Origin of the sequence: Pseudoduganella violacea (genome assembly GCF_014191875.1) — a bacterium.
GTDB lineage: Bacteria > Pseudomonadota > Gammaproteobacteria > Burkholderiales > Burkholderiaceae_D > Rugamonas > Rugamonas violacea_A.
The window spans coordinates 1-25,752 of the sequence record NZ_JACHXD010000004.1; the positions used below are offsets into that span (position 1 = coordinate 1).

30 protein-coding genes and 1 tRNA gene are annotated in these 25,752 nt (G+C 62.8%); 3 read left to right on the forward strand and 28 right to left on the reverse strand.

Going from position 1 to position 25,752, the window contains the following annotated elements; translation table 11 throughout:
* Positions 1-106: 106 nt before the first annotated feature.
* Positions 107-511, reverse strand: coding sequence for a VOC family protein (locus FHS03_RS08370; RefSeq protein ID WP_183440567.1), 405 nt, complete (start codon positions 509-511; stop codon positions 107-109).
* A gap of 20 nt (positions 512-531) precedes the next feature.
* Complete coding sequence (locus FHS03_RS08375; protein ID WP_183440568.1) at positions 532-1,170, reverse strand: TetR/AcrR family transcriptional regulator; 639 nt, start codon at positions 1,168-1,170, stop codon at positions 532-534.
* Positions 1,171-1,253: 83 nt separating this feature from the next.
* Here FHS03_RS08375 and FHS03_RS08380 point away from each other — a divergent pair, with 83 nt between their 5' ends.
* Positions 1,254-2,489 (forward strand): MFS transporter, encoded by a 1,236-nt coding sequence (locus FHS03_RS08380; protein WP_183440569.1) that lies wholly within the window; start codon positions 1,254-1,256, stop codon positions 2,487-2,489.
* 40 nt (positions 2,490-2,529) lie between these two features.
* On the opposite strand, the gene FHS03_RS08385 is transcribed toward FHS03_RS08380, so the two are convergent.
* Genes FHS03_RS08385 through FHS03_RS08395 form a run of 3 tightly spaced genes read right to left on the reverse strand, consistent with a single transcriptional unit; the run spans position 2,530 to position 4,325 of the window.
* Complete coding sequence (locus FHS03_RS08385) at positions 2,530-3,510, reverse strand: hypothetical protein (RefSeq protein ID WP_183440570.1); 981 nt, start codon at positions 3,508-3,510, stop codon at positions 2,530-2,532.
* A 20-nt stretch (positions 3,511-3,530) separates the two neighbouring features.
* Positions 3,531-3,833: a hypothetical protein gene (locus FHS03_RS08390; protein ID WP_183440571.1), complete on the reverse strand. Its 303-nt coding sequence runs from the start codon at positions 3,831-3,833 to the stop codon at positions 3,531-3,533.
* A gap of 45 nt (positions 3,834-3,878) precedes the next feature.
* Positions 3,879-4,325 carry a MarR family winged helix-turn-helix transcriptional regulator gene (locus tag FHS03_RS08395; RefSeq protein ID WP_183440572.1) on the reverse strand — a complete coding sequence of 149 codons (447 nt, stop codon included), beginning with the start codon at positions 4,323-4,325 and terminating at the stop codon, positions 3,879-3,881.
* A 74-nt stretch (positions 4,326-4,399) separates the two neighbouring features.
* Between FHS03_RS08395 and FHS03_RS08400 the strand changes: the two genes are divergently transcribed.
* Positions 4,400-4,924, forward strand: a complete 525-nt coding sequence (locus tag FHS03_RS08400; protein WP_183440573.1) for a PaaI family thioesterase — start codon at positions 4,400-4,402, stop codon at positions 4,922-4,924.
* Between the two features lie 21 nt (positions 4,925-4,945).
* Here FHS03_RS08400 and FHS03_RS08405 read toward each other — a convergent pair whose 3' ends face one another.
* On the reverse strand, positions 4,946-5,983 hold the full coding sequence (locus FHS03_RS08405; protein WP_183440574.1) for a BtrH N-terminal domain-containing protein: 1,038 nt from the start codon (positions 5,981-5,983) through the stop codon (positions 4,946-4,948).
* A gap of 265 nt (positions 5,984-6,248) precedes the next feature.
* Here FHS03_RS08405 and FHS03_RS08410 point away from each other — a divergent pair, with 265 nt between their 5' ends.
* Complete coding sequence (locus tag FHS03_RS08410; protein WP_183440575.1) at positions 6,249-6,665, forward strand: hypothetical protein; 417 nt, start codon at positions 6,249-6,251, stop codon at positions 6,663-6,665.
* A 15-nt stretch (positions 6,666-6,680) separates the two neighbouring features.
* On the opposite strand, the gene ispF is transcribed toward FHS03_RS08410, so the two are convergent.
* The 22 genes from ispF to tpiA form a co-directional block, all read right to left on the reverse strand.
* Positions 6,681-7,184 carry a 2-C-methyl-D-erythritol 2,4-cyclodiphosphate synthase gene (ispF, locus tag FHS03_RS08415; RefSeq protein ID WP_183440576.1) on the reverse strand — a complete coding sequence of 168 codons (504 nt, stop codon included), beginning with the start codon at positions 7,182-7,184 and terminating at the stop codon, positions 6,681-6,683.
* Positions 7,181-7,897, reverse strand: coding sequence for a 2-C-methyl-D-erythritol 4-phosphate cytidylyltransferase (gene ispD, locus FHS03_RS08420; protein ID WP_183440577.1), 717 nt, complete (start codon positions 7,895-7,897; stop codon positions 7,181-7,183). The genes ispF and ispD overlap by 4 nt, the downstream gene beginning before the upstream one ends.
* An 11-nt stretch (positions 7,898-7,908) precedes the next feature.
* Positions 7,909-8,631, reverse strand: coding sequence for a hypothetical protein (locus FHS03_RS08425; RefSeq protein ID WP_229426123.1), 723 nt, complete (start codon positions 8,629-8,631; stop codon positions 7,909-7,911).
* A gap of 4 nt (positions 8,632-8,635) precedes the next feature.
* A complete protein-coding gene (locus tag FHS03_RS08430; protein WP_183440578.1) occupies positions 8,636-9,193 on the reverse strand; it encodes an NUDIX domain-containing protein in 558 nt (185 codons plus the stop codon).
* A 34-nt stretch (positions 9,194-9,227) separates the two neighbouring features.
* Positions 9,228-9,551: a DUF2818 family protein gene (locus FHS03_RS08435; protein ID WP_183440579.1), complete on the reverse strand. Its 324-nt coding sequence runs from the start codon at positions 9,549-9,551 to the stop codon at positions 9,228-9,230.
* Positions 9,552-9,561: 10 nt separating this feature from the next.
* Complete coding sequence (gene nuoN / locus FHS03_RS08440) at positions 9,562-11,046, reverse strand: NADH-quinone oxidoreductase subunit NuoN (RefSeq protein ID WP_183440580.1); 1,485 nt, start codon at positions 11,044-11,046, stop codon at positions 9,562-9,564.
* A gap of 20 nt (positions 11,047-11,066) precedes the next feature.
* Positions 11,067-12,563, reverse strand: coding sequence for an NADH-quinone oxidoreductase subunit M (locus tag FHS03_RS08445; RefSeq protein ID WP_183440581.1), 1,497 nt, complete (start codon positions 12,561-12,563; stop codon positions 11,067-11,069).
* A 26-nt stretch (positions 12,564-12,589) separates the two neighbouring features.
* A complete protein-coding gene (nuoL, locus tag FHS03_RS08450) occupies positions 12,590-14,635 on the reverse strand; it encodes an NADH-quinone oxidoreductase subunit L (RefSeq protein WP_183440582.1) in 2,046 nt (681 codons plus the stop codon).
* 36 nt (positions 14,636-14,671) lie between these two features.
* Positions 14,672-14,980 (reverse strand): NADH-quinone oxidoreductase subunit NuoK, encoded by a 309-nt coding sequence (gene nuoK / locus FHS03_RS08455; RefSeq protein WP_028104269.1) that lies wholly within the window; start codon positions 14,978-14,980, stop codon positions 14,672-14,674.
* The gene (locus tag FHS03_RS08460) at positions 14,977-15,609 is read right to left on the reverse strand and encodes an NADH-quinone oxidoreductase subunit J (RefSeq protein ID WP_183440583.1); all 633 of its coding nucleotides are present in this window, start codon (positions 15,607-15,609) and stop codon (positions 14,977-14,979) included. The genes nuoK and FHS03_RS08460 overlap by 4 nt, the downstream gene beginning before the upstream one ends.
* Before the next feature lie 38 nt (positions 15,610-15,647).
* Positions 15,648-16,136, reverse strand: a complete 489-nt coding sequence (gene nuoI / locus FHS03_RS08465) for an NADH-quinone oxidoreductase subunit NuoI (RefSeq protein ID WP_050406958.1) — start codon at positions 16,134-16,136, stop codon at positions 15,648-15,650.
* 15 nt (positions 16,137-16,151) lie between these two features.
* Positions 16,152-17,234 (reverse strand): NADH-quinone oxidoreductase subunit NuoH, encoded by a 1,083-nt coding sequence (gene nuoH / locus FHS03_RS08470; RefSeq protein WP_183440584.1) that lies wholly within the window; start codon positions 17,232-17,234, stop codon positions 16,152-16,154.
* Positions 17,234-19,564: an NADH-quinone oxidoreductase subunit NuoG gene (nuoG, locus tag FHS03_RS08475; protein WP_183440585.1), complete on the reverse strand. Its 2,331-nt coding sequence runs from the start codon at positions 19,562-19,564 to the stop codon at positions 17,234-17,236. The genes nuoH and nuoG overlap by 1 nt, the downstream gene beginning before the upstream one ends.
* 12 nt (positions 19,565-19,576) lie before the next feature.
* Positions 19,577-20,872, reverse strand: coding sequence for an NADH-quinone oxidoreductase subunit NuoF (nuoF, locus tag FHS03_RS08480; protein ID WP_050406955.1), 1,296 nt, complete (start codon positions 20,870-20,872; stop codon positions 19,577-19,579).
* Positions 20,869-21,348, reverse strand: a complete 480-nt coding sequence (gene nuoE, locus FHS03_RS08485; RefSeq protein ID WP_050406954.1) for an NADH-quinone oxidoreductase subunit NuoE — start codon at positions 21,346-21,348, stop codon at positions 20,869-20,871. The genes nuoF and nuoE overlap by 4 nt, the downstream gene beginning before the upstream one ends.
* 17 nt (positions 21,349-21,365) lie before the next feature.
* Positions 21,366-22,619 (reverse strand): NADH-quinone oxidoreductase subunit D, encoded by a 1,254-nt coding sequence (locus tag FHS03_RS08490; RefSeq protein WP_050406953.1) that lies wholly within the window; start codon positions 22,617-22,619, stop codon positions 21,366-21,368.
* Positions 22,619-23,212, reverse strand: coding sequence for an NADH-quinone oxidoreductase subunit C (locus FHS03_RS08495; protein WP_183440586.1), 594 nt, complete (start codon positions 23,210-23,212; stop codon positions 22,619-22,621). The genes FHS03_RS08490 and FHS03_RS08495 overlap by 1 nt, the downstream gene beginning before the upstream one ends.
* 14 nt (positions 23,213-23,226) lie before the next feature.
* Positions 23,227-23,703 carry a NuoB/complex I 20 kDa subunit family protein gene (locus tag FHS03_RS08500; protein WP_050406951.1) on the reverse strand — a complete coding sequence of 159 codons (477 nt, stop codon included), beginning with the start codon at positions 23,701-23,703 and terminating at the stop codon, positions 23,227-23,229.
* Positions 23,704-23,706: 3 nt separating this feature from the next.
* Positions 23,707-24,066 carry an NADH-quinone oxidoreductase subunit A gene (locus FHS03_RS08505; RefSeq protein ID WP_050406950.1) on the reverse strand — a complete coding sequence of 120 codons (360 nt, stop codon included), beginning with the start codon at positions 24,064-24,066 and terminating at the stop codon, positions 23,707-23,709.
* A 179-nt stretch (positions 24,067-24,245) separates the two neighbouring features.
* Positions 24,246-24,330: transfer RNA gene (locus FHS03_RS08510), tRNA-Leu, on the reverse strand.
* A gap of 97 nt (positions 24,331-24,427) precedes the next feature.
* A complete protein-coding gene (secG, locus tag FHS03_RS08515) occupies positions 24,428-24,865 on the reverse strand; it encodes a preprotein translocase subunit SecG (protein ID WP_183440587.1) in 438 nt (145 codons plus the stop codon).
* A 37-nt stretch (positions 24,866-24,902) separates the two neighbouring features.
* The gene (gene tpiA / locus FHS03_RS08520) at positions 24,903-25,652 is read right to left on the reverse strand and encodes a triose-phosphate isomerase (protein ID WP_183440588.1); all 750 of its coding nucleotides are present in this window, start codon (positions 25,650-25,652) and stop codon (positions 24,903-24,905) included.
* Between the last annotated feature and the right edge of the window lie 100 nt (positions 25,653-25,752).

A 25,752-nucleotide genomic window follows, 5' to 3' on the forward strand; every position in this document is an offset into this window, starting at 1 on the left:
GACCCTCGGGATGCTATCCCACAGACCCATCAGGCTGGCATGCTCGCAAACGTAAATTTACAGGGTTATCACGATATAAGACCCCAATCGGACACGGACCCAACAATCAAGCGGGTGGGCCTTTGAGTTCGACGGTGTTGCCTTCGGGGTCTTGCAGGTAGATGGAGGGGCCTTCGCCTTCGGCGCCATAGCGCGATTCGGCGGGGCCGTGCGGGGTGTCGTGCGCCACCAGGTGGGCGAGGATGGCGGCTTCGTCGAAGGGTTCGACGCGGAAGCAGAAGTGGTCGACATTGCGCCCTTCCTTGCCGGGCGCGGCGCCGCCAACCTGGCCGAGCTTCTTGTCGATGGGGATCAGGTCGATCAGGCTGCTGCCGGCACGCAACTGGTACAGGCCGATCTCTTCCTGCTGGCGCTCGAAAGCGCAACCGAGCACCTCGGTGTAGAATCGAACCATGCGGTCCAGATCGACCACGCGCAGCACGATGTGGTCGATCTCGCGGATGCGTATCATTGCCTGTCTCCTATTATGATTTATTGGCTGGCCGATTGTACAAGCTTTCCCACGGGCCAGGATTGAATCACAATATCGATCACCGTATGCAGCTGGGCGCGCTCCACGCCCGCCGCCGCCTGCACCGCCAGCCCCTGCCGCACCGTCGCCACGTAGCGCGCCAGCTGTTCCGGACAGGCGTCGGCCGGTAAATCCCCCGCTTCCCGCGCCTGGCGCAGCCGGTCGCGCAAGCGCGTTTCGCTGTGCTCGCGGCGCGCGATCAGCTCGTCGCGCACCGGTTTGGCTTCGTCGCTGCAGGCCAGGGCGCCGTTGACGTTCAGGCAACCGTGCGGGCTGTCCGGCCGGGTCTGGGCGTCGACCGCGCCGCGCAGCAAGGCTTCGACCACGGCACGCGCGGTCGGCTTTTCCAGCGCCACGTCGCAGTAATTCATGCGCGTGCTCTGGTAGCGCTCCAGCGCCTTGCGGAACAAGGTTTCCTTGTTGCCGAACACGGCGTACAGGCTGGGCCGGTTCATGCCCATGGCCGTGGTCAGCTCCGGCAGGGAGCTGCCTTCATAGCCCTTTTCCCAGAACACTTCCATCGCCCGGTCCAGGGCCTGCTCTTCATCGAAAGTGCGCGGCCGGCCCAGCTTGCAAGGTAGCTTATTCGATTCTTTCATACCGTTCGGTTAAAAAAGTTCTTGACACCCATCATCGCATAAGTAGATTATAACCGACCAGTTAAAAATTCAAGGAGCAGTTCATGCAGTCCACTTCCAGCGCGCCGGCGGCCGATTTCAGCGCCGCCAGCCCCGCGCCCAAACCGTCGCTGGCCACCTGGCTGGCCGTGCTGTCCGTCGGCGTCGGCGCTTTCGCCCTCGTCACCACCGAATTCCTGCCGGTCGGCCTGCTGCCGCAAATCGCCGCCGAACTGCGCGTCAGCGAAGGCCAGGCCGGCCTGCTGGTGACGATGCCCGGCTATATCGCCGCCCTCTCGGCTCTGGCCGTGACCATCGGCGTCGGCAAGGCCGACCGCCGCATCGTGCTGCTCGCCCTGCTCTCCCTGCTCTTCGTCTCGAATCTGGCGGTGGCGCTGGCGCCCAACTTCGCCTGGGTGCTGGCGGGACGCGCCCTGCTCGGCGTGGCCGTCGGCGGCTTCTGGGCCGTGGGCCTGGCGGTCGGGCCGCGCCTGGTGTCGCTGCAGTATGCGACGCGCGCCAATTCCCTGATCTTTGCCGGTGTCTCCCTCGGCACCGTGGCCGGCGTGCCGGCCGGCGCCCTGCTGGGCGACATCATGGGCTGGCGCGTGGCCTTCGGCGCGGCGGCCGGCGTGGCCGTCGTCGTGCTGCTGACCCAGCTCCTGCTGCTGCCCAAGCTGCCGGTCAACCGCGGCGTGGCGCTGCGCGACCTGCCGCAGCTGCTGCATATTCCCAAGGCGCGCATCGGCCTGATCGCCACGCTGCTGATTTTCGTGGCCCAGTTCGCGGCCTATACCTATATCTCGCCCTTCCTGGAGCAGGTCACGCATATGAACGCCAAGACCATCAGCGCCCTGCTGCTGGCCTATGGCGTGACGGGCTTCTTCGGCAATATCCTGGGCGGCTGGATCGCCGAGAAAAGCGTGCGCGGCGCGCTGACCGGCACCGCCTTGGTGATGGGTCTGGCCACGGCCGGCCTGCCCCTGCTGGGCGCCGATCCGCTGGCGGCCACGGTACTGGTGTCGATCTGGGGTCTGGCCTTTGGCGCGATGCCGATTTCGGTGCAGAGCTGGATGATGAAGTCGGCGCCGGACGCGATGGATTCGGGCGGCGCCCTGTTCGTCGCCACCGCCCAGGTGGCGCTGGCCAGCGGCGCGGCCGTCGGCGGCGTGGCGGTCGACCATTTCGGCCTGTTCAGCGCCATGTTCCTCGGTGGCAGTTTCGCCGCCGCCACCGTCTTCGTCATGCTGAAGTTCGGCAGCCCGCGCCGTTTCCCCAGCCGCCTGCACGTGGTGCATTAAGTTGTCGCAGGTCCGGACGCGCGCGCGTCCGGACCTGCGTTCAACGCCAGGGTTTGGTGATCGGGCTGCGGCCCGCCAGCGGCAGGTATTTGCCGTTGCGGTATTGCAGCCGCAGCAGCTGGTCCACTTCGGCGGCCGGCTGCACGCCATGCTTGCCGCCCGCGCTGACGGCGCCCGTGTAGCGCACCGTGATATCACCCGGTTGCTGCGCCGAGGTCGACACGCTCCAGTCGCCGCGCAGCGCCACGCAATCGTGTCCCGCATCCGGCTCGTCATAGCCGCCGTCGACACGGCCGCGGAATTCCCGCACCACCTCCTGCAAACGTCCCAGACAGTCAGGCAGGCTGTAGGCATTGCTGTCGTTCAGCTGCAGTTCCAGGATGGGCGCGGGATTGACCTTGTCCTTGCCGAATTCGTACAGCGACAACCACTCGTTGCAATGGCCCTGCCAGCAACTGCCGTAGCTCGCACTCAGTCCCATGCGCTGTGCCGACAATTGCAGCGGCTGGATATCGGCCTGCGATTCATATCCCACATAGGCCAGCGGCTCCTGGCGCTGCACCAGCTTCCAGCCGCTCTTGCTGGTCTCGAAGGTATAGGCGGCCAGCGCGACCGGCGTGCCATGGCTGCTGTCCGGCGTGCCGTCGGCCGTGGCTTTGCTCATGCGCGCAATCAGCACATAGCGCTTCTCGCCAAGGCGGCTGACAAAAGCCGGTTCCACGATCACGCTCTGGCTCACCGCCCTGGCCGGCGCGGCGCGCTTGGCCAAGCGCGGCTTGCCCTTGCGCGCGGACGCCGGCATTCCCTCGGCCGCCGCGCCACTCCAATCGGGGTGGCCGCTGGACAGCTTCACCGTCTGCACCCGGCCCGCGCTTTCATCCTGCCATTTGGGGAAGGCTAGCACCAGCAGATCGCTGGCGGCGGGCAGTTCCAACTCGCCCGCTTCCTGGGCCAGGACGGGACCGGCAATCAGCAGCGTGGCGCCCAAGGCCAGCACCGCCTGTGTTTTCAGGGCTTTCATCGTTTGGGCTCCCAACAAGTTCAAATGCGGCGGCGCCGATACTCGGCCAGGAAGGCTTTGGTCTGCTGCGGCGTCATCGCCTGGACGGGATCGCCGTGGTAGACATACAGGAAGGGCAAGCCGCCCAGCCGGTCGGTCAACTTGGCCGACACCAGGAAATAGCTGCCCAGCGGGTAGACGGCGGTATCGCGCAGGCGCCGCGAGCATTCGACCCGCAACTCGGAGCTGTAAGCCTGTCCATTCACTGGACGCACCCGCACCTCACCACCCTGTTCGAACGATTCCACCGCCACCTCGCGGTAGGCATAAATGTCGCGCGCCACGCCGCCTCCTGTTATCAAGCCAATACGCTATGGTAGCAGGAGAGATTAATTTCCGTCGAGAAATTCACTGAGGCGTGCCAGCGCGTGCTCGATATTGCCATGCAGGCTGGCCACGGCCTCGGTGCCGAGCAGCGCCTCCATCTCCTTCTGCACCGCGCGCCACGCCGGACGGGCGGTGCGCTGCACCTCGCGTCCGGCCGCCGTGATGGCCACGATGCGCTGGCGCGGATCCCCGCCCGCCTGCAGCTCGACCCAGCCCGCCTCGATCATGGGCCGCAGATTGCGCGTCAGCGTGGTGCGCTCCATGCCCATTTCGGCCGCCAGCCGGGCCATCGGCAAGGACAGTTGCAGTACATGGCTCAAGAGCGAAAACTGGGTATTTTTCAAGCCGGCCTTGGCCAGCATGCGCTGGTCATAAAAGCGCGTGACGGTGCGCGTCAGCTTGCGCAGCTGGAAACAGGTGCAGGGAATGGCAAGGCTGGTCTGGAGCATGGCGGAAGGTGCAAATACACTGATTATTGAAATTGCATTATAGTGTAGCTACACCTATTTTTGGAGGAAGCGGCATGGATGCACAAGATACGGCGGCAAGCTGGTTGAGCGAGGAGGCGGCGATGCGCGCGCGCCTGGCCGAACCGGGCGTGGCGGATCGCGACACGCTGCGCGGCAGCAGCGGCCTGGAGTTTCTGCAAGGGATAGGCAATGGCGACCTGCCGCCCGCGCCCATGCTGGAACTGTTGGGCATGGTCCCGATCGCCGTCAGCGAAGGGCGCACCCTGTTCCAGGGCCGGCCCGGCGCCCAGCATTTCAACCCCAGCGGCAGCGTGCACGGCGGCTATGCGGCCACCCTGCTCGACACGGCCGTCGGCTGCGCCGTGCACAGTTGCCTGCCGCCCGGCAAGGGCTATACCACACTGGAATTGAAGGTGAACTTCATCCGCGCGCTGAGCGACAAGACCGGCCCGATCCGCGCCGAAGGCCGGGTCATCAGCGTCGGCGGCCAGGTCGGCATCGCCGAAGGCCGCATCACCGACGCCAACGGCAAGCTGTACGCCCACGCCACCACCACCTGCCTGATCTTCCCGATCTGAAGCCGTCCGCGGCGGGCGCGTTCAGGCCAGCGCCGGCGCGCCGGCCTGGCGGGCCAGCGTCTCGAGCGTCGTGAGCTGGGCGCGCTCGCGCTGGGAAATCTCGGCCAGGAGCCGGGAAGCCTGCGCCAGCGCATCCCGCTTGCCGCGCCGGCCCGCCTCCTCAATCAGTTCCGCCACCTCGGTCCAGCGCGCAGCGATGGCATCGAACTCCCTGGCCGCCACGCCCAGCGCCGCCATCCCGGTCAGGCTTTGCCCCTGCTGCAGGAAGCGCCCATACATCTTGCGGAACAGGCCGCCGCCGGTGCCGGCCCGTTCCATCAGCATGGCGATGATGGGCAGGGACTCGGCGGGGTCGGCGATCTCGTCGAGCCAGGCGCCGACGCTGGCGCTGGTCTTGAGCACGCCCTTATAGCCCATATTCTTGATCGGCGGATTGAGGTAAGTGTGGGCATTGGCGGCGAGCGCGACGAAAAAAGCGCTGGCCAGCTTGTCCGCCAGTTGCGCGCGCAATCCATCCAGCGCGGCGCCCTCCTTCACCGTCAGCGACAGGTTCTTCGAACTCATCGGCCCTTTGGCCGCGCGCGCTTCGTCCAGGCTGGCCAGGCTGGTGCGGCCGCCGCCGCCACCGCCCTTGGTATCGACCAGCCAGGCATCCTCGCCTTCGACCTTGTACAGGGTCGCGTAGTGGGCGTGGAAATGCACCCGTTTTTCGCGGAAGTATTCCAGATAATAGTGATCGAGCTTGAGTCCAACCAGCTTGCCCGCCGTCAGGGCGGCCAGCGCATTGTCGCGAGCCCGCGCGGCCGAAGCCGTTGCGCGCACATCGAATTCCACGCCGAGCACGGCGGACAGGTTTTCCGCCAGCATATCCGGCTTGGCGCGCCCGCCGAGAAAGGGAAAGGGCATGGCGCCCGCTTGCCAGTGAATATAGCCCAGCCCCATGCCCAGGCCGAAGACCATTTCCTCGGACAGGTCGATGCCCTGCTGGCGCAGCAGGTTGACCAGCATGGTCGATTCGCAGTGTTCGCCCAGGAAAGGCTCGAATTTCACCTCAGGCATGCAGCGTCTCCTTTGTCGCGCCATGACGCTGGACCAGCGTTCGGTGCCAGGAAGATACACCATCTGACGCAGGAACTTTTTCTCAAATTTTCACATTGATTAAAATAACGCCATGCAGTCGCTTGCCCGGATCGACGGCGCTTATCGTGCGCGGCAGGATGCGCTTGCCCTATACAATGCGGGCAAACGCCGGCCAGCTGGATCAGTTGGCCATCGCCACGCCGCCCAAGCCAGCGGTCGCATTCATTTACTTGGGAGAATACGCTTGCGCACTCACCTCTATAAACTCGGCGCCCTGTGCGCGATTGTCCTCGCCACCGGCTGCCAGACCACGCCTACCGCCACCTCGCCGCAGGATGAGGCGCCTTCGCCGAAAAATCCGGAATTCGCGGGCGAAATGGCCAAATTCAATGCCCAGTTCCCGAACGAGAAAGTGGCGAAGTACGAAGAGGAATCGATCCGCTTCAACAACGCCAATAAGCTCGACGAGAAAGGCGGCTGTCACGAGAAGTCGAAGTATCCCGTGACCATCATCCTACTGCTCGATGCCAACGGCAAGGTTACGCAAAGCATGACCGATGTCGAGAACAGCAAGGCCCAATGCTTCCGCAGCAATTACGCCTCGGCCCAGTTCCCGCGACCGCCGATCGCGCCTTACCGCAAGGCGATGCAGCTGCGCTAAGCAGCCGCGCTGCGATCAAGCCGGGCGCAGCACCAGCAGCGCCACGGCTTCGGCATTGATGCCCTCCTCGCGGCCCAGATAGCCCATCTTCTCGTTGGTCTTGGCCTTGACGTTCACCTGGCCGGGCGTGATGCCCAGATCCTCGGCGATATTGGTAGCCATAGCGCCGATATGCGGCGCCATCTTCGGCCGCTGGGCGATGATGGTGGCGTCGATATTGCCGATATCGTAGCCGGTGGCGCGCACGCGCTTGGCCGCCTCGCGCAGCAGCACGCGCGAATCGGCGCCCTTGAAGGTGGGATCGGTGTCGGGGAAATGGCGGCCGATATCGCCCAGCGCGGCCGCGCCCAGGATGGCGTCGGTGATCGCGTGCAGCAAGGCGTCGGCGTCGGAGTGGCCGAGCAAGCCTTTCTCGTGCGGGATGTCGACGCCGCCCAGGATCAGCTTGCGGCCTTCGACCAGCTTGTGACAGTCATAGCCCTGGCCGATGCGGAATGGGAGTGCGGGAGTGGCTGTCATTTTTTGTCCTGTTCCAGATACATTTCTGCGATGCGGATATCGCTCGGCAGCGTGACCTTCAGATTGCGCGGATGGCCTTCCACCAATTGCGGCGAGAGGCCCAGCATTTCGACGGCGCTGGCGTCGTCGGTGATGGCGTTGGCGTCGGGCGCCGCAGACAAGGCGCGCAGCAGCAGCGCATAGCTGAACATCTGCGGCGTCTGCGCCAGCCACATGCCATCGCGCGGGATGGTGGCGACGGCGCCGCCGCGCGTGCTTTTCACGGTATCCACCACCGGCAGCGCGAGCAGGCCGCCGGCCGGGTTGGCGCCCGCTTCCCCGATCAGTTTGCGGATCAGCTCCGGCGTCAGGCCGGGACGGGCGGCGTCGTGCACCAGCACCATATCGCCATCGGCGGCAACGGCGCGCAAGGCGCGCAAGCCGTTCAGCACCGAATCCATGCGCGTGGCGCCGCCGCAGCGCAGCACGGTCACGCCGGAGGGCGGCGCGACGGAGTCGATATAGCCGTCTTCCGCGCTCACCACCACATAGGTGTGGGCAATCAGCTCGCTGCCGAGGAAGGCTTGCAGGGTATGGGCCAGCATGGGCTGGCCGCCCAGCGCCAGGTATTGCTTGGGTGTGGAAGCGGCCATGCGCGCGCCGACGCCGGCGGCCGGAATCAGCGCAAAATAGCGCACCGGCCGCGGGGGATTCTTGTTATCGCTTGCTGTCATCTCGTATGCGCTCAGCGTCTGCCGCGCGTCTTGTTCAAAATAGTCTGGATCTCGCCGTTGCAGGATTTGCCCAGGCGCTCGTATTCGGCCGGTGAATCCAGCTTGGCCTGCTGCGCCTCGACCTTCTCCATCTCGGCCTTGATGAAGGGCAGCCAGCCGCTGTTGATCTCATGGTTCAGGGCCGACTGCGCGGTGCGGGACGGCGCGTACAGCGGCTTGTCGCCGAAGCGCTTGAGCAGCGCGGCGCGCACCACCACTTCCACCTTGGGCAGGTTGTCCATATAGATCCGCATATGCTGCATCTCGTGCGCCAGGATCACATCATAGCCGCAACTGCCTTTCGGGAACTCGTTGCCGACGTAGATGCGCACCGGCGCGTAACTGAGTCTGACCTCGATCTTGGGCGCGATGCATTCATAGCCGCTTTCCGGGTCTTGCAGCAGTTGGCCGGTCCAGCCCACCTTCACCAGCGATTCGGTGCGCGTCAGACCCAGCACATAGCTGTTGGGCTGGTAATCGCCCTTCATCTGCGTCAGCGATTTATAGGAAAGCTGGGTGTTGAGCGAGTAGCCGTTCTGCTGGGCCGACATGACCGAAGCGGTCTTGCTGATCGTGTCCTCGCAGCGGATCTGGAACGGTGTACGCTTTTCCGCTGCGCCGCCGGCCGCGGCGCACAGCGGCGCGAGCGCGGCCAGCAGGCAGGCCAGCCGGAGCGGGAAGCGCGGCGCAGCCATCGCCTCAGCCGAGCTTCCAGGCTCCGCTATTGATGCGTTCCAGCCAGAAGGCGCCGATGATGGTTTTGACGTCGGTGATGCGGCCGGTGCGCACCCAGTCCAGCATCTCTTCCGGCGTGGCGGTGATGGTTTCGATGAATTCGCCCTCATCCAGTTTGACTTCGCCCGCTTGCAGGCCGCGCGCCAGGAAAATGTCCAGGTACTCGTCCGAGTAGGCGATGGCGTTATGGATGGTGGTCAGGTAATGCCACTCGCTGGCGCTGTAGCCGGTTTCCTCTTCCAGCTCGCGTTTGGCGCAGGCCAGCGACTCCTCGCCCGGATCGATCTTGCCGGCCGGGAGTTCGATGAAGACGCGGTCGAGCGGATAGCGGAACTGGCGCTCCAGCAGCACGCGGCCGTCGTCCAGCAGCGGCAGGATCACCACCGCGCCGGGATGCTTGATGAATTCGCGCCCGGTTTCAGCGCCGTTGGGCAGTTTGATGCGGTCGCGTTGGACCTTGAGGAAGTGGCCGTCGTACGCCAGCTCACCGTCGATACGGGTTTCTTTCAGGTGCGCATCCATGCACGCTCCTTTCAATCGGAAAATCAGTAGTGTATCAGCGGCGCTTGCGCAGGTAGCGCACGACGAAGCCAGGGAAGGCCAGCACGATGAAGAGGCAGGCGGTGATCGCATAGAACTCCCACTGCTGCGGGAAGCGGGTGCCGATGCGCGCCTCGATCGCGATGGCGATCAGACCAACGACAAAGTAGAGCGCCACCATTTCCAGCAGCCGGATGAACAGCGCCTTGCGGTGGCGCTCCTGCCCTGCCCCGCCGGACTTCAGCGGAATCAGGGCGAACACCTTGTCGTTAAAGAATGGCAGGTTGGCGGCTGCGAATGCAAGCAGGATCACCAACCAGCTGGAGGAGGATACGTCCATTGCCGGATGCTTAGGAGGCCAGGGTTTTGCTCATGGCGCTCAGGCAGGCGTTCAGCAGCGGACCTGGGATGATGCCCATAGCTACCACGGCCAGGCTGTTCAGCACCAGCACCACGCTCTTGTCGCCGTGGACGACGATCGGCGCGGTATCTTCCGGCTCGTCGAACCACATGGTTTTCACCACGCGCAGGTAGTAGTAGGCGCCGATCAGCGAGAACATCACCGCCAGCACGGCCAGCCACAGTTGGCCGGTGCTCATCACAGCCTGCAGCACCGACAGCTTGGCGGTGAAGCCAACCATCGGCGGCACGCCGGCCAGCGAGAACATCAGCACGGACATCAGCAGCGCGTACAGCGGGCTGCGTTTGCTCAGGCCCTTGAAGTCGGACAGTTCTTCCGCTTCGAAGCCGGAGCGCGCCAGCGCCATGATCAGGCCGAAGCTGCCGAGGGTGGTCAGCACATAGGTGATCGAGTAGTACATGGAGGCGCTGTAGGCAGCGGCGGCGTTCGATTTGTCCACGCCGACCACGCCGGCCATCAGGCCCAGGAGCACGAAGCCCATTTGCGCGATGGTCGAGTAAGCCAGCATACGCTTCAGATTGGACTGGGCGATCGCGGTGAAGTTGCCGATGGCCAGGGACAGCACGGCCAGGATCAGCAGCATCTGCTGCCAGTCATGCGCCAGCGGCAGCAGGCCTTCCACCAGCAGGCGGATGCAGATGGCGAAGGCGGCCAGTTTCGGCGCGCCGCCCAGCAGCAGGGTCACGGCGGTCGGCGCGCCTTGGTAGACGTCCGGCACCCACATATGGAACGGCACCACGCCCAGCTTGAAGGCCAGGCCGGCCACCATGAACACCAGGCCGAAGACCAGGATGGTCGGCTTGACGGTGCCGCTGGCGGCCGCTTTCGCCACTTCATTGAGTTCCAGCGAACCGGTGGCGCCGTACAGCATGGACATGCCATACAGCAGGAAGCCGGAAGCCAGCGCGCCCAGCACGAAGTATTTCATCGCCGCTTCGGTCGCTTTCGCGTTGTCGCGGCGCAGGGCCACCAGCGCGTACAGGGCCAGCGACATCAGTTCCAGGCCCAGGTAGATGGACAGGAAGCTGTTACCGGAGATCATGACCATCTGGCCCAGGGTCGCGAACAGGGCCAGCGCATAGAACTCGCCGCCGAGCGTGCCGCCCAGCATGCCGCGTGCATGCGCGTACTGGCGCGAATACACCAGGGTCACGGCCACGCCGAGGTAGGTGAACACTTTCAGCAGGTTCGACATCGGATCCGACACGAACATATTGTTGAAGGCGTACACGGTGGCGCCGGCGTTGTAGTCGGCCAGGCTGATGGCCGCGCAGACGCCCAGCGCGAGCAGCGACAGCACATAAGTGATCGAACGCTTGCTCTCTGACAGGAACATATCGATCAGCAGGATCGCCGAGGTGGCGATCAGCAGAAAGACTTCTGCATAGAGCGGGATCAGGTTAGTGGTATTCATTTAGCTATTCCTGGTTTTTCTTAGTGCAGCTTGCTCTGGGCGACGTGCTTGAGCAGGTCGGCCACGGAGGTTTGCATGGTGTCGGTGAACGGGGCTGGGTACAGGCCCATTACCAGCACCGCCAGCGCCAGGATGCCCAGCATCAGGAACTCGCGGTTGTTGATGTCGGTCAGTGCGGCCACGTTGGCATTGGCCACTTTGCCGAAGAGCACGCGCTTGGCCATCCACAGCGAGTACGCCGCGCCCAGGATCAGGGCGGTGGCGGCCAGGATGCCGGTCACGAAGTTGAACTGCACCGCGCCCAGGATCACCATGAATTCGCCGACGAAGCCGGAGGTGGCTGGCAGGCCGCAGTTGGCCATCGAGAACAGCACCAGGAAGGCGGCGAACTTCGGCATGGTGTTGACCACGCCACCGTAGTCGGCGATCTGGCGCGAGTGCATGCGGTCGTACAGCACGCCGATGCACAGGAACATGGCGCCCGAAATGAAGCCGTGCGAGATCATCTGCACGATACCGCCCTGCATCGAGATGTCGTTGAACATGAAGAAGCCCAGGGTCACGAAGCCCATGTGGGCGATCGAGGAGTAAGCCACCAGTTTTTTCATGTCCTTCTGCACCAGTGCCACCAGGCCGACGTAGATCACGGCGATCAGGGACAGCACGATCACGAAGCCGGCCAGCTCTTTCGAGGCGTCAGGCACGATCGGCAGGGAGAAGCGCAGGAAGCCGTAGGCGCCCAGTTTCAGCATGATCGCGGCCAGCACGGCGGAACCGCCGGTCGGCGCTTCCACGTGGACGTCCGGCAGCCAGGTGTGGACCGGGAACATCGGCACCTTCACGGCGAAAGCCATGAAGAAGGCGAAGAAGATGGCGATCTGTTCGCCCATGGCCAGCGGCAGCTTGTGCCAGACCAGGATGTCCCAGCTACCCGACTTGTTGTACAGGTAGATGATGGCGATCAGCGTCAGCAGCGAACCGAGGAAGGTGTACAGGAAGAACTTGAACGCCGCGTACACGCGGTTGGCGCCGCCCCAGACGCCGATGATGATGTACATCGGGATCAGGGTCGCTTCGAAGAAGAAGTAGAACAGCAGGCCGTCCATGGCGCAGAACACGCCGATCATCAGGCCGGACAGGATCAGGAAGGCGCCCATGTACTGCGCGACGCGCTCCTCGATCACTTCCCAGGCCGAGATCACCACGATGATGGTGATGAAGGCGGTCAGCGGCACGAACCACAGCGACAGGCCGTCCACGCCGAGCGAGTAGAAGATATTGAAGCGCTCGATCCACGGCGCTTTTTCCACGAACTGCAGGCCGTGCGCCGCGTTGTCGAATTTGGTGAACAGCGGAATGGTCGGCAGGAAGGACACAATCGCGCCCAACAGCGACAGCATGCGCACCATGCCGGCGCGCGAATCGCGGCCGACCGCCAGGACGATCAGGCCGAACAACACCGGCAGCCAGATCGCCAGGCTCAGGTAAGGAGGAAGATTATTTATCGTTGACTGCATCTTTTATCTCTTTTGCGTGTCAGCTATCAAGCGTGCCAAAACGGCAGGAAATAGACCAGGAATCCGAGGATGCCGAGGATCATCACGAACGCGTAGTGGTAGATGTAGCCGGTTTGCGCCACGCGCACCAGCGACGAGAACCACTGCACCACTTTCGCGCTGCCGTTCACCAGCAGACCGTCGATCAGGGTGCGGTCGCCCACATTCCACAGGCCTTCGCCCAGCAGGCGCGCGCCTTTGGCGAAGACGGCTTCGTTGATCTTGTCCATGTAGTACTTGTTATCCAGCAGGGTGTGGACAGCTTTGAACTTGGCATAGAACCAGGCCGGCACGCGCGGATTGATCATATAGCAGTAGTAAGCCGTCGCCACGCCGGCAATGGCCAGCCACAGCGGCAGGCTGGTCAGCGAATGGATCACCATCGCCACCGGGCCATGGAATTCTTCGGCCAGTTCGTGCATCGCGTGGTGGTTTTCACCGACGAAGATCACGCCCTTGAAGAAGTCGCCGAACAGCATCGGGCCGATGGTCAGGAAGCCGATCACCACCGAAGGGATGGCCAGCATCACCAGCGGGAACCAGACCACGAATGGGGATTCGTGCGGTTTCTCGCCCGGCGCCAGGCCGTGGTGGCCATGGTCGTCCTCTTCCGCTTCGTCGTCATGGTGCGAAGCGTGCGCGTGGTGGTGTTCCTTGCCGAAGCGTTCCTCGCCGTGGAAGACCAGGAAGTACATGCGGAAGGAGTAGAAGGCGGTCACGAAGACGCCGGCCAGCACCGCGAAGTTGGCGAAGCCCGCGCCCCAGATATGGGTAGCGTGCACCGCTTCGATGATCGAATCCTTCGAGTAGAAGCCCGAGAAGAACGGGGTGCCGATCAGGGCCAGGGAGCCGAGCAGCGACGTGATCCAGGTGATTGGCATGTACTTGCGCAGGCCGCCCATATTGCGGATGTCCTGGTCGTGGTGCATGCCGATGATGACCGAACCGGCGCCCAGGAACAGCAGCGCTTTGAAGAAGGCGTGGGTCATCAGGTGGAACACGGCGATCGAATAGGCCGAGGAACCCAGGGCCACGGTCATGTAGCCGAGCTGCGACAGGGTCGAGTAAGCAACCACGCGCTTGATGTCGTTCTGGATGATGCCCAGGAAGCCCATGAACAGGGCCGTGATGGAGCCGATCACCAGGATGAAGGACAGCGCGGTGTCCGACAGCTCGAACAGCGGCGACATGCGCGACACCATGAAGATACCGGCCGTCACCATGGTGGCGGCGTGGATCAGCGCGGAGATCGGGGTCGGGCCTTCCATCGAGTCGGGCAGCCAGACGTGCAGCGGGAACTGCGCCGATTTACCCATGGCGCCGATGAACAGGCAGATACAGGCCACGCTCAGCAGCATCCAGTCGGTGCCCGGCAGGGTCAGGGCCAGCAGCTGCTCTTTCTTGGCGAAGACTTCCTGGTAGTCCATGGAGCCGGCGTAAGCCAGCAGCAGGCCGATACCCAGGATGAAGCCGAAGTCGCCCACGCGGTTGACCAGGAAGGCTTTCATGTTCGCCACGATGGCCGTCGGACGGGTGTACCAGAAGCCGATCAGCAGATACGAAACCAGGCCCACCGCTTCCCAGCCGAAGAACAGCTGCAGGAAGTTGTTGGACATGACCAGCATCAGCATCGAGAAGGTGAACAGCGAGATGTAGGAGAAGAAGCGGTTATAGCCTTCGTCGTCCTTCATGTAGCCGATGGTGTAGATGTGGACCATCAGCGACACGAACGTCACCACGTTCATCATCATCGCCGACAGCGCGTCGATCTGGAAGCCGACCGCCAGCTTGACGCCGGCCACGGTCATCCAGGTATAGATGTCGCCGTTATAGCTGGCGCCATCCATCACGCTCAGCAGCGTCTGGAAGGAAATAATAAATGCAATCAGCACGCCCAAAATCGTCGCGGTATGCGACGTTTTTCGGCCGACCAAATTCCCGAAGAATCGGGTTCCGAGCAAGCCCGCAATCGCGGCGCCCGCCAGGGGCGCCAGAGGAACGGCAAGAAGAAGGTTAGGGTTAAGCCCCGCCATGATGAACCTTACTGTTTATTATTCGAGGTTTAAAACTTAGCCTTTGAGGCTATCCAGGTCTTCCACATTGATGGTGTCCAGATTACGGAACATCACCACCAGGATCGCGAGGCCGATTGCCGATTCGGCGGCCGCCACGGTCAGGATGAAGAAGACAAAGATCTGCCCGGCCGCGTCGCCCAGGTAATGCGAGAACGCGATGAAGTTCATGTTCACTGCCAGCAGCATCAATTCGATGGCCATCAGCAGAACGATGACGTTCTTGCGGTTCAGGAAAATACCGACGATCGAGATCGCGAACAGGATCGCGCCCAGGACCAGGTAGTGTGCCAGCGATAAAGTCATGGTGCCTCCTTCGTTGCCGCTTCCGTCTGATTGCGCGTGGAGACGGCGTCCATCTTCACGATGCGCAGACGGTCGTTACGCTTGACCCGCACCGCTTCGGCCGGATCGAAGTACTTGATATCCTTGCGCTTGCGCAGGGTCAGGGCGACGGCGGCCACGATGGCCAGCAGCAGCACGACGGCGGCGATTTCAAACGCGTAGATGTAATCGGTGTAAATGGCCATGCCCAGCGCCTTGGTGGTGCCGATCAGGCTGGCGCCGGCCGGCGACTGCTGGTCGTAGACCCAGAAGCTGCGCCACAGCACGGAAGCCATTTCCAGCACGATGACGCCACCCACGGTGGCCGCCAGCGGCAGGTAGTTCCAGAAGCCTTCGCGCAGCTTGTCGACGTTAATGTCGATCATCATCACGACGAACAGGAACAGCACCATCACGGCGCCGACATACACCAGCACCAGCACGATGGCCAGGAACTCGGCCTTCAGCAGCATCCAGATGCCGGCCGCCTGGAAGAACGACAGCACCAGGAACAGCGCGGCGTGCACCGGATTGCGGGCCGTGATAACGCGGGTCGCAGCCAGCACCAGGATGGCCGCGAACACGTAGAACAAAGCAGTTTTAAATTCCATAAGAAACCCTGACAGTTAAGTGTCGATCACGTCCGCGTTCAGCGGTACGGCGCATCGGCAGCACGGTTGGCGGCAATCTCCGCTTCATAACGGTCGCCTACAGCCAGCAGCATTTCCTTGGTGTAGTACAGATCGCCGCGCTTCTCGCCGTGGTATTCCAGCACATGGGTTTCCACGATGGAGTCGACCGGGCAGGACTCTTCGCAGAAACCGCAGAAGATGCACTTGGTCAGGTCGATGTCGTAGCGCGTGGTGCGGCGGCTGCCATCGTCGCGCTGTTCCGATTCGATGGTGATCGCCATGGCCGGGCATACCGCTTCGCACAGCTTGCAGGCGATGCAGCGCTCTTCCCCATTGGGGTAGCGGCGCAGCGCGTGCAGGCCGCGGAAACGCGGCGAGATCGGCGTTTTCTCTTCAGGGAATTGGACGGTGATCTTCTTGGCAAACATGTATTTGCCGGTCAGCGCCATCCCCTTGAACAATTCGCGCAGCATCAGGCTGCCGAAAAAGTCTTTTATTCGTTCCATATCGTATTCGCTCTCTTACTTCCAAATGTTCCAGGAGGTCTGCATCCAGGTGGCGACGATGACCAGGTAGGCCAGGGTCAGCGGGATGAACACTTTCCAGCCCAAACGCATGATCTGGTCATAGCGGTAGCGCGGGAAGGTACCGCGAGTCCAGATGAACAGCGACACGATGCAGAAGGTTTTCACAAACAGCCAGAAGAAGCCGCCGAAGCCGCCGCCGAATTCCAGCGCAGCGATCGGAGCGGACCAGCCACCCAGGAACATGATCGAAGCGATCACGCCGATCAGGATCATATTGGCGTATTCGGCCAGGAAGAACATGGCGTAGGACATGCCCGAGTACTCGACCATGTGGCCGCCCACGATTTCCGACTCGCCTTCGACCACGTCGAACGGGTGGCGGTTACATTCGGCCAGGCCGGACACCAGGTAGACCACGAACATCGGCAGCAGCGGCAGCCAGTTCCAGGACAGGAAGTTCAGGCCCATGGCCGCCATCTGGCCTTTTTGCTGGCCGGCGACGATCTCGGACAAGTTCAGCGAACCGGACACCATCAGCACGATCACCAGCACGAAGCCCATGGCGATCTCGTAGGACACCATCTGCGCCGAAGCACGCATGGCGCCCATGAAGGAGTACTTCGAGTTCGAGGACCAGCCGGCGATGATGATGCCGTACACCTCGATCGACATGATCGACATCAGCAGCAGCAGACCGGCGTTGACGTCGGCCAGCGCGGCCTGCGGGCCGAAAGGCACCACCGACCAGGCGGCCAGCGCCGGCATGATGGTCATGATCGGGCCGATCACGAACAGCGCCTTGTTCGACTTGGTCGGCAGGATGATCTCTTTGAACAGCAGTTTCAGCGCGTCGGCGATCGGCTGCAGCAGACCGGCCGGACCTACGCGGTTCGGGCCGATACGGATCTGGATCCAGCCGAGCAGCTTGCGCTCCCACAGCGTCAGGTAGGCGACCATGCCCATCAGGGGCAGGGTCACGCACAGGATTTTGGCCAGGGTCCAGAAGAAGGGCCAGGCCGGCCCCACCAGCTCGCCGCCGGTGGCATTGATGGTATCGATAATCTCAGGCAAAGACATTACTTGCCCTCCCCTGCTTTAACAACGGTGATGGAACCGAACATCGCGCCCAGTGAGGCGGTCGATGCGTGGGCGGCGGCTACGCGCACGACGTTGGCCGGCAGGCCCGCGTCGATCTGCGCTTCCAGGATGGCCGAGCCGGAGCCCTGGCTGACCTGCACCTTGTCGCCGGCCTTGACGCCGATCTGCTGCGCCAGGGCAGCGGACAGGCGCGCTTTCGGCGCGGCGGCGTCGGCGGTCGCTTGCAGCGGACCGGAACGGCGCGCCAGCGCGTCGGCGAAGTAGATCGGCACATCGGTCACGCGTTCCAGCTTGTCGCCGGCACCGAAGGCGGCGGCGACAGGCGCCAGCTTGGCGTTGTTATTCAGCTTGGAGGACAGGTCGGTCACACCCTTGCCGAAGGCTTCGTCGCGGATCGCTTCCGAAGTCTCGTAGTCGAAACCGGCCAGGCCGAGGATATTGCCCAGCACGCGAAGCACTTTCCAGGCCGGACGGGTTTCCGCCAGCGGCTTGACGGTGCCGTTGAAGCTTTGCAGGCGGCCTTCGCAGTTGACGAAGCTGCCCGAGGTTTCGGCGAACGGCGCGATCGGCAGCAGCACGTCGGCGTAGTCCATGCCGTGCTTGAAGGCCGACAGCACGACTACCATGTCGGCGCCCTGCAGGGCGGCCTTGGCCGCTTGCGGGTTGACGGCGTCGAGTTCCGGTTCGGCGTTCAGCAGCAGATAGGCTTTCTTCGGCGCCGAGAAGGCCGGCGCGGCGTTCTTCGCGGTGGCGCCCAGCAGGTAGCCGCCGACGGTGTTGGCCGCTTCGGTCAGGTAACCGAACTTGGCGCCGGTCTGTTCGGCGATCCATTGCGCGGCGGCGTGCAGCGCGGACGCTTGCGGATGCTGCGCGGCGGCGTTGCCGAGGAAGACAGCCTTGTTGTCGCCACCCAGCAGGCTGGCGGCGATGGCGGCGGCAGCGTCGGACACGGCCACGCTCTCGAAACCGGCCGGCGCGGCCACTTCCTTGGCTTTCGCCACGGCAGCGACTACGCCCGACAGCGCGGCCAGCCAGTCGGATGGCGCGGCGATGATCTTGTTGGCGGCGGTGATCAGGTTCTCCTCATCGGCGCCATGCAGCACGGACAGCTTGCCGCCGGCCTTGACGGCGGCGCGCAGGCGGGTCGCCAGCAGCGGGTGGTCCTTGCGCAGGAAGGAGCCGATGACGAAGACGCGCTGCAGATTGCTCACGTCGGCCACCGGCATGCCCAGCCACGGCGCGACCTGGCCGTCCAGCGCGAAATCGCTGTGGCGCAGGCGGAAGTCGATGTTCTCGGAACCGACGCCGCGGGTCAGCTTTTGCAGCAGGACCAGTTCTTCCACCGTCGAATGCGGGGTGGCATAGGAGGCGATGGCATCGGCGCCATGTTCGTGCTTGATGTTCTTCAGGCCATGCGCCACGTATTCCAGCGCGGTCTGCCAGTCCACTTCCTTCCACTCATTGCCTTGCTTGAGCATAGGCTGGGTCAGGCGCTCGGCGCTGCCCAGAGCCTCGTAGGAGAAGCGGTCCTTGTCGGAGATCCAGCATTCGTTGACCGCTTCGTTTTCCAGCGGCAGCACGCGCTTGACTTCGCCCTGCTTGACCTGAACGATCAGGTTCGAGCCCAGGCCGTCGTGCGGCGACACGGATTTGCGGCGCGACAGTTCCCAGGTACGGGCGCTGTAGCGGAATGGCTTGGAGGTCAGCGCGCCGACCGGGCACAGGTCGATCATATTGCCCGACATTTCGGAGTTCACCGCTTCGCCGACGAAGGTGGTGATCTCGGCGTGCTCGCCGCGGCCCAGCATGCCCAGCTCCATGACGCCGGCCACTTCCTGGCCGAAACGCACGCAGCGGGTGCAGTGGATGCAGCGCGCCATTTCCTGCATGGACACCAGGGGACCGGCGTCCTTCGGCTTCACCACGCGTTTTTCTTCTTCGTAGCGCGATTCGCTTTTGCCGTAGCCCACGGCCAGATCCTGCAACTGGCATTCGCCGCCCTGATCGCAGATCGGGCAGTCGAGCGGGTGGTTAATCAGCAGGAATTCCATGACGCTCTTTTGCGCCTGCACCGCTTTGTCGCTGTGCGAGCGCACCACCATGCCGGCCGAGACCGGGGTGGCGCAGGCGGGCAGCGGTTTCGGCGCTTTTTCCACCTCGACCAGGCACATACGGCAGCTCGCCGCGATCGACAATTTCTTGTGATAGCAGAAGTGCGGGATGTAGGTGCCCAGCTTGTTGGCAGCGTCCATCACCATGCTACCAGCAGGGACTTCGACTTTCTTGCCGTCTATTTCGATTTCAACCATGATGATCGCAGCTTAGATGTATGCCGGCACCAGGCAGTGCTTGTGCTCGACGTGATATTCAAATTCTTCGCGGAAATGCTTGACGAAGGCGCGCACCGGCATGGCGGCAGCGTCGCCCAGCGCGCAGATCGTGCGGCCCTGGATGTTGTCTGCGATGGAGTTCAGCATGTCCAGATCGGAGGCGCGGCCTTGGCCGTGCTCGATGCGGTGGATCATGCGGTACATCCAGCCCGTGCCTTCGCGGCATGGGGTGCATTGGCCGCAGGATTCTTCAAAGTAGAAGTAGGACAGGCGCTCCAGCGCCTTGACCATGCAGCGCGTTTCGTCCATCACGATCACGGCGCCCGAACCGAGCATGGAGCCGGCCTTGGAGATCGAATCGTAATCCAGATCGGTGTCCATCATGATCTCGCCGCGGATCACCGGCGCGGAGGAACCGCCCGGAATCACGGCCTTGATCTTTTTGCCGCCGCGCATGCCGCCGGCCAGTTCCATCAGCTTGGCGAACGGCGTGCCAAGCGGGACTTCGTAGTTGCCTGGACGCTCGACGTCGCCCGAGATCGAGAAGATCTTGGTGCCGCCGTTGTTCGGCTTGCCCATGCCCAGATACTTCTCGGCGCCCACGTTCAGGATGAACGGCACGGCCGCGAAGGTCTCGGTATTGTTGATGGTGGTCGGCTTGCCGTACAGGCCGAAGGACGCCGGGAAAGGCGGCTTGAAGCGCGGCTGGCCTTTTTTGCCTTCCAGCGATTCGAGCAGCGCGGTCTCTTCGCCGCAGATGTAGGCGCCATAGCCATGGTGGGCGTGCAGCTGGAAGCTGAAATCGCTGCCCATGATCTTATCGCCCAGGAAGCCGGCGGCGCGCGCCTCTTCCAGCGCTTCCTCGAAGCGCAGGTAGTCCTGGAAGATCTCGCCGTGGATGTAGTTGTAGCCCACGGTGATGCCCATGGCGTAAGCGCCGATGGCCATGCCCTCGATCAGGGCATGGGGGTTGTAACGGATGATGTCGCGGTCCTTGAAAGTGCCAGGTTCGCCTTCATCTGTATTGCAGACGAGGTATTTCTGGCCAGGGAACTGGCGCGGCATGAAGGACCATTTCAGGCCGGTCGGGAAACCGGCGCCGCCGCGGCCGCGCAGGCCGGAGGTCTTCAGGTCGGCGATGATCGCTTCCGGCGCGATCTTCTCTTCCAGGATGCGGCGCAGCGCCGAATAGCCGCCACGTTTCACGTAGTCGGCCAGGTGCCAGTTATCGCCGGTCAGATCCTTGAGGATCAGCGGGTCGATGTGACGGTTGTGGAGCGAGGTCATTTCTTCAGTTCCTCCACGAGGGCGTCGATCTTGTCGTTGGACATATGGCTGCACATGCGGTGGTTGTTCACCAGCAGCACCGGCGCGTCGCCGCAGGCGCCCATGCACTCGCCTTCCATCAGCGTGAACTCGCCGTCGCCGGAGGTTTCGCGGTAGTCGATGCCGAGTTTCTCTTTCAGGTGTTTGGCCGCGCGCTCGCCGCCCGACAGGGCGCAAGGCAGGTTGGTGCACACGGTGATCTTGTGCTTGCCGACCGGCTTCAGGTTGTACATATTGTAGAAGGTCGCCACTTCCTGCACGGCGATGGCCGGCATGCCGATGTAGTCGGCGATTTCCTTCATGGTTTCCGGCGACAGCCAGCCCAGTTCAACCTGGGCATGGGCCAGCGAGGCCATCACGGCCGACTGGCGCTGGTCGGCCGGATATTTGGCCAACTCGCGGTCGATTTTTTTGTAGCACTGCTCTGATAACAACATACGTATGCCTCTGGGACTTATCTGTCGATTTCGCCGAAAACGATATCCTGGGTACCGATGATGGTCACGGCGTCGGCGATCATGTGGCCGCGTGCCATTTCGTCCAGACCCTGCAGGTGGGCAAAGCCCGGTGCGCGGATCTTCATGCGGTACGGCTTGTTGGCGCCATCCGACACCAGGTAAATACCGAATTCGCCCTTCGGGTGCTCCACGGCGCTGTAAGCTTCGCCTGGCGGCACGTGGAAACCTTCGGTAAACAGCTTGAAGTGGTGGATCAGCGATTCCATATTGGTCTTCATGTCCACGCGCGATGGCGGCGCCACCTTGCGGTTGCTGGACATGACCGGACCCGGATTGTTGCGCAGCCACTCCACGCACTGCTTGATGATGCGGTTCGACTGGCGCATCTCTTCGATACGCACCAGGTAACGGTCGTAGCTGTCGCCGTTGGTGCCGACCGGGATATCGAAATCCATCAGGTCGTACACTTCGTAAGGCTGGTTCTTGCGCAGATCCCAGGCCACGCCCGAGCCACGCAGCATGGCGCCGGTGAAGCCCATGGCTTTCGCGTCTTCCGGCGAGACCACGCCCACGCCCACGGTACGCTGCTTCCAGATACGGTTATCGGTCAGCAGGGTTTCGTATTCGTCGACATAGGTCGGGAAGCGGCGCGTGAAGTCTTCGATGAAGTCCAGCATCGAGCCTTGACGGTTCTCGTTGCGCTCGGCCAGTGCCTTCTCGTTGCGGATCAGCGATGCCTTGTACTGCGGCATGGCGTCCGGCAGGTCGCGGTACACGCCGCCCGGACGGTAGTAGGCCGCGTGCATGCGCGCGCCCGATACCGCTTCGTAGCAGTCCATCAGGTCTTCGCGGTCGCGGAAGGCGTACAGGAAGGGGCCCATGGCGCCGACGTCGAGCGCGTGCGCGCCGAGCCACAGCAGGTGGTTCAGCAGACGGGTGATCTCGTCGAACATGACGCGGATGTACTGCGCGCGCAGCGGCACTTCGAGACCGAGCAGCTTCTCGATCGCCATCACGTAGGCGTGCTCGTTGCACATCATCGACACGTAGTCGAGGCGGTCCATGTACGGCACCGATTGCAGATAGGTCTTCTGCTCGGCCAGTTTTTCGGTGGCGCGGTGCAGCAGGCCGATATGCGGGTCGGCGCGCTGGATCACCTCGCCGTCCAGCTCCAGCACCAGGCGCAGCACGCCGTGCGCTGCCGGGTGCTGCGGACCAAAGTTCAGGGTGTAGTTCTTAATCTCAGCCATTATTTCATCCCGTAGTTTTCTTCGCGGATCACGCGCGGCACGTTTTCGCGCGGCTCGATCGTCACAGGCTGGTAGATCACGCGCTTCTGCTCAGGGTCGTAGCGCATTTCCACATAGCCCGACACCGGGAAGTCCTTGCGGAACGGGTGGCCGATGAAACCGTAGTCGGTCAGGATGCGGCGCAGGTCGTTGTGGCCTTCGAACAGGATGCCGTACAGGTCGAACGCTTCGCGCTCGAACCAGTTGGCGGCACGCCAGATGTTCACCACCGACGGCACCAGCGGCATGTCGTCGTCCGGCGCGAACACGCGCACGCGCACGCGCCAGTTCTTCTCGACCGACAGCAGGTGGGTGACGGCGGCGAAACGCAGACCGTCCCAGGCGCCTTCGCCGTAGTTTTGATAATCCACGCCGCACAAATCGATCAGCGTATCAAAACGCAAAGCTGCGTCGTCGCGCAGCTGTGTCATTGCTTGGTAGTAGTCGGCGGCTTTCAGCACCACCGTCACTTCGCCCAGGGCGACCGTGATTTCGGCCCGCTCGCCCAGCGTGCTTTGCAGGGCGGCGACCAGTGTTTCCAGATGTGTAGTCATATTCAGTACAGCCCTTAGCGCGCGATCGTATTGGTTCGCTTGATCTTGTTGTGCAGCTGCAGAATGCCGTACAGCAGGGCTTCCGCGGTCGGCGGGCAGCCTGGCACATACACGTCCACCGGCACGATGCGGTCGCAACCGCGCACCACCGAGTAGGAGTAGTGATAGTAGCCGCCGCCATTGGCGCAGGAGCCCATGGAGATCACCCAACGCGGCTCCGGCATCTGGTCATAGACCTTGCGCAGCGCCGGCGCCATCTTGTTGCACAGCGTGCCGGCAACAATCATCACGTCGGACTGACGCGGGGATGGGCGGAACATGAAACCGAAACGCTCAAGGTCGTAACGGGCCGCACCTGCATGCATCATCTCCACCGCGCAGCAAGCCAGACCGAACGTCATCGGGTACATGGAACCCGTGCGCGCCCAGTTAATCAGCTTGTCGGCCGTCGTGGTGATGAAACCTTCGTTTAATACGCCTTCAATAGACATGGCTTATTCCCAATCAAGGGCACCTTTCTTCCAGATATACCAAAAACCGACCACGAATTCGGCGATGAACACCATCATCGTCACGTATCCCTGCCAGCCCAGTTCGCGCATGGAGACGCCCCAGGGGAAGAAGAATGCCGTTTCCAGATCGAACAAAATGAACAGAATTGCGACGAGGTAGTAGCGCACGTCGAATTTCATACGCGCGTCTTCGAAAGCTTCGAAGCCGCACTCGTAAGGGGAGAGTTTCGCTGCGTCAGGTTTATTCGGACCGAGGAAACGGCCCAGCAGCTGGGGAACTACGCCGACACCAATGCCGACTAAGAGGAACAACAGGACGGGGAAGTAATTTTCGAGGTTCACGGTTGATTAGCTTATGTTGAACGATCGGTCAGGAGAGCAGCGCGGTGCTTTGCGGTGCATTTAACGCTCGACCCCAATCAGAAGCTGAGACCAGGATCAAACGACACATCCTCGTAAAAAAACCAGCCTAAGGCAAGAGCCGATGCCCATGCGCCCTTGCTGGCTTTTTGTATTTTCTATGGTGCCGACGACGAGACTCGAACTCGTACAGCTTGCGCCACTACCCCCTCAAGATAGCGTGTCTACCAATTTCACCACGTCGGCATTAAGGCCGCTATTCTACTCTGATTTCACTACTTTGTTAATGCGAATTGCAGTAAAACAAGGACAAAAAGCGGAAAAACTTTTGCAAAGCCCGATATTACTTCGGAATTTGCGCACCAGGAGCGCTCGATGCGGGTGCAGCGGCGGCAGGAGCCGCAGCGGCTGGAACCGAGGCTGCAGGCGCTTCTGCGGGCGCTTGCGGTGCTGCCGAAGGGATCGCGGCCGAACCTTTTACGGGCGCTGGCGCCGGGGTGTTCACATTCTGCATCACGCCGCCGCCGGTGTTGGCCGCGCCGCGCTGCGTTGCCATGGTCGACAGGCCCAGGGTGGCGGAGAAGAAGATCGCCGCCGCCACCGCCGTCGATTTCGACATGAAGTTGGAGGAACCGGTGGCGCCGAACAGACTACCCGAGGCGCCGGAACCGAAGGCGGCGCCCATATCGGCGCCCTTACCGTGCTGCAGCAGCACCAGGCCGATAATGGCCAGCGCCGACAAAACCTGTACCACAATAACCAAATTGAACAAGGTGTTCATGCTATTCCATTCTCAAATAAAGCTGTTTCAAAAATGCTTATTCAGCCGCGCGGATAATCGCCAGGAAATCCGCCGCCTTCAGTGCGGCGCCGCCAATCAGGCCGCCGTCAATATCTGCCTGGGCCAGCAATTCTCCCGCATTTTCGGGTTTCATGCTGCCGCCGTACAAAATCTGCATGCCGGATGCGGCTTCCGCGCTACGTTCGGCCACTTGCTGGCGCAGTAAAGCGTGCACTTCCTGGGCCATGGCCGGGGTCGCGGTCTTGCCGGTGCCGATGGCCCAGACCGGCTCGTAAGCGAGCACGATCTTCGCCAGCGCGGCATTATCCAGCAGGTCCAGCACCGCTTGCAGCTGGGCGCCGACCACGGCGCCGGTCTGCCCTGCTTCGCGCTCGGCCAGGGTTTCGCCGACGCAGACCACCGGAATCAGGCCGGCAGCCAGGGCCGCCTGCGCCTTCTGCGCCACCACTGCATTGCTTTCACCATGATAGGCGCGACGTTCGGAATGGCCGACGAGCGCATAGCGGCAGCCGAAGTCCTGCAGCATGGAGGCCGCCACTTCGCCGGTATAGGCGCCGGAGGCATGGGCCGACACATCCTGCGCCCCCCACGCCAGCGGCGTGCCGGTCAGTTCAGCCTGGCACTGGGCCAGATACGGGGCTGGCGCGCATACTGCACAATCGGCCTTGGCCGAAGCCAGGCCGGCCACAATCCCGGACAGCAGTACCGTATTGCCGGTGCGGCTGCCGTTCATCTTCCAATTGCCGATAACGAGTTTGCGTCGCATAGTAGCCTAAAATTTAATAACCCATAATTGTAACTTGCGGCGCAAAGCCCGGTCAAACCGGGGCCGGCCGCCAGGGCGGCGGCGCGGCCTCATATTAGGC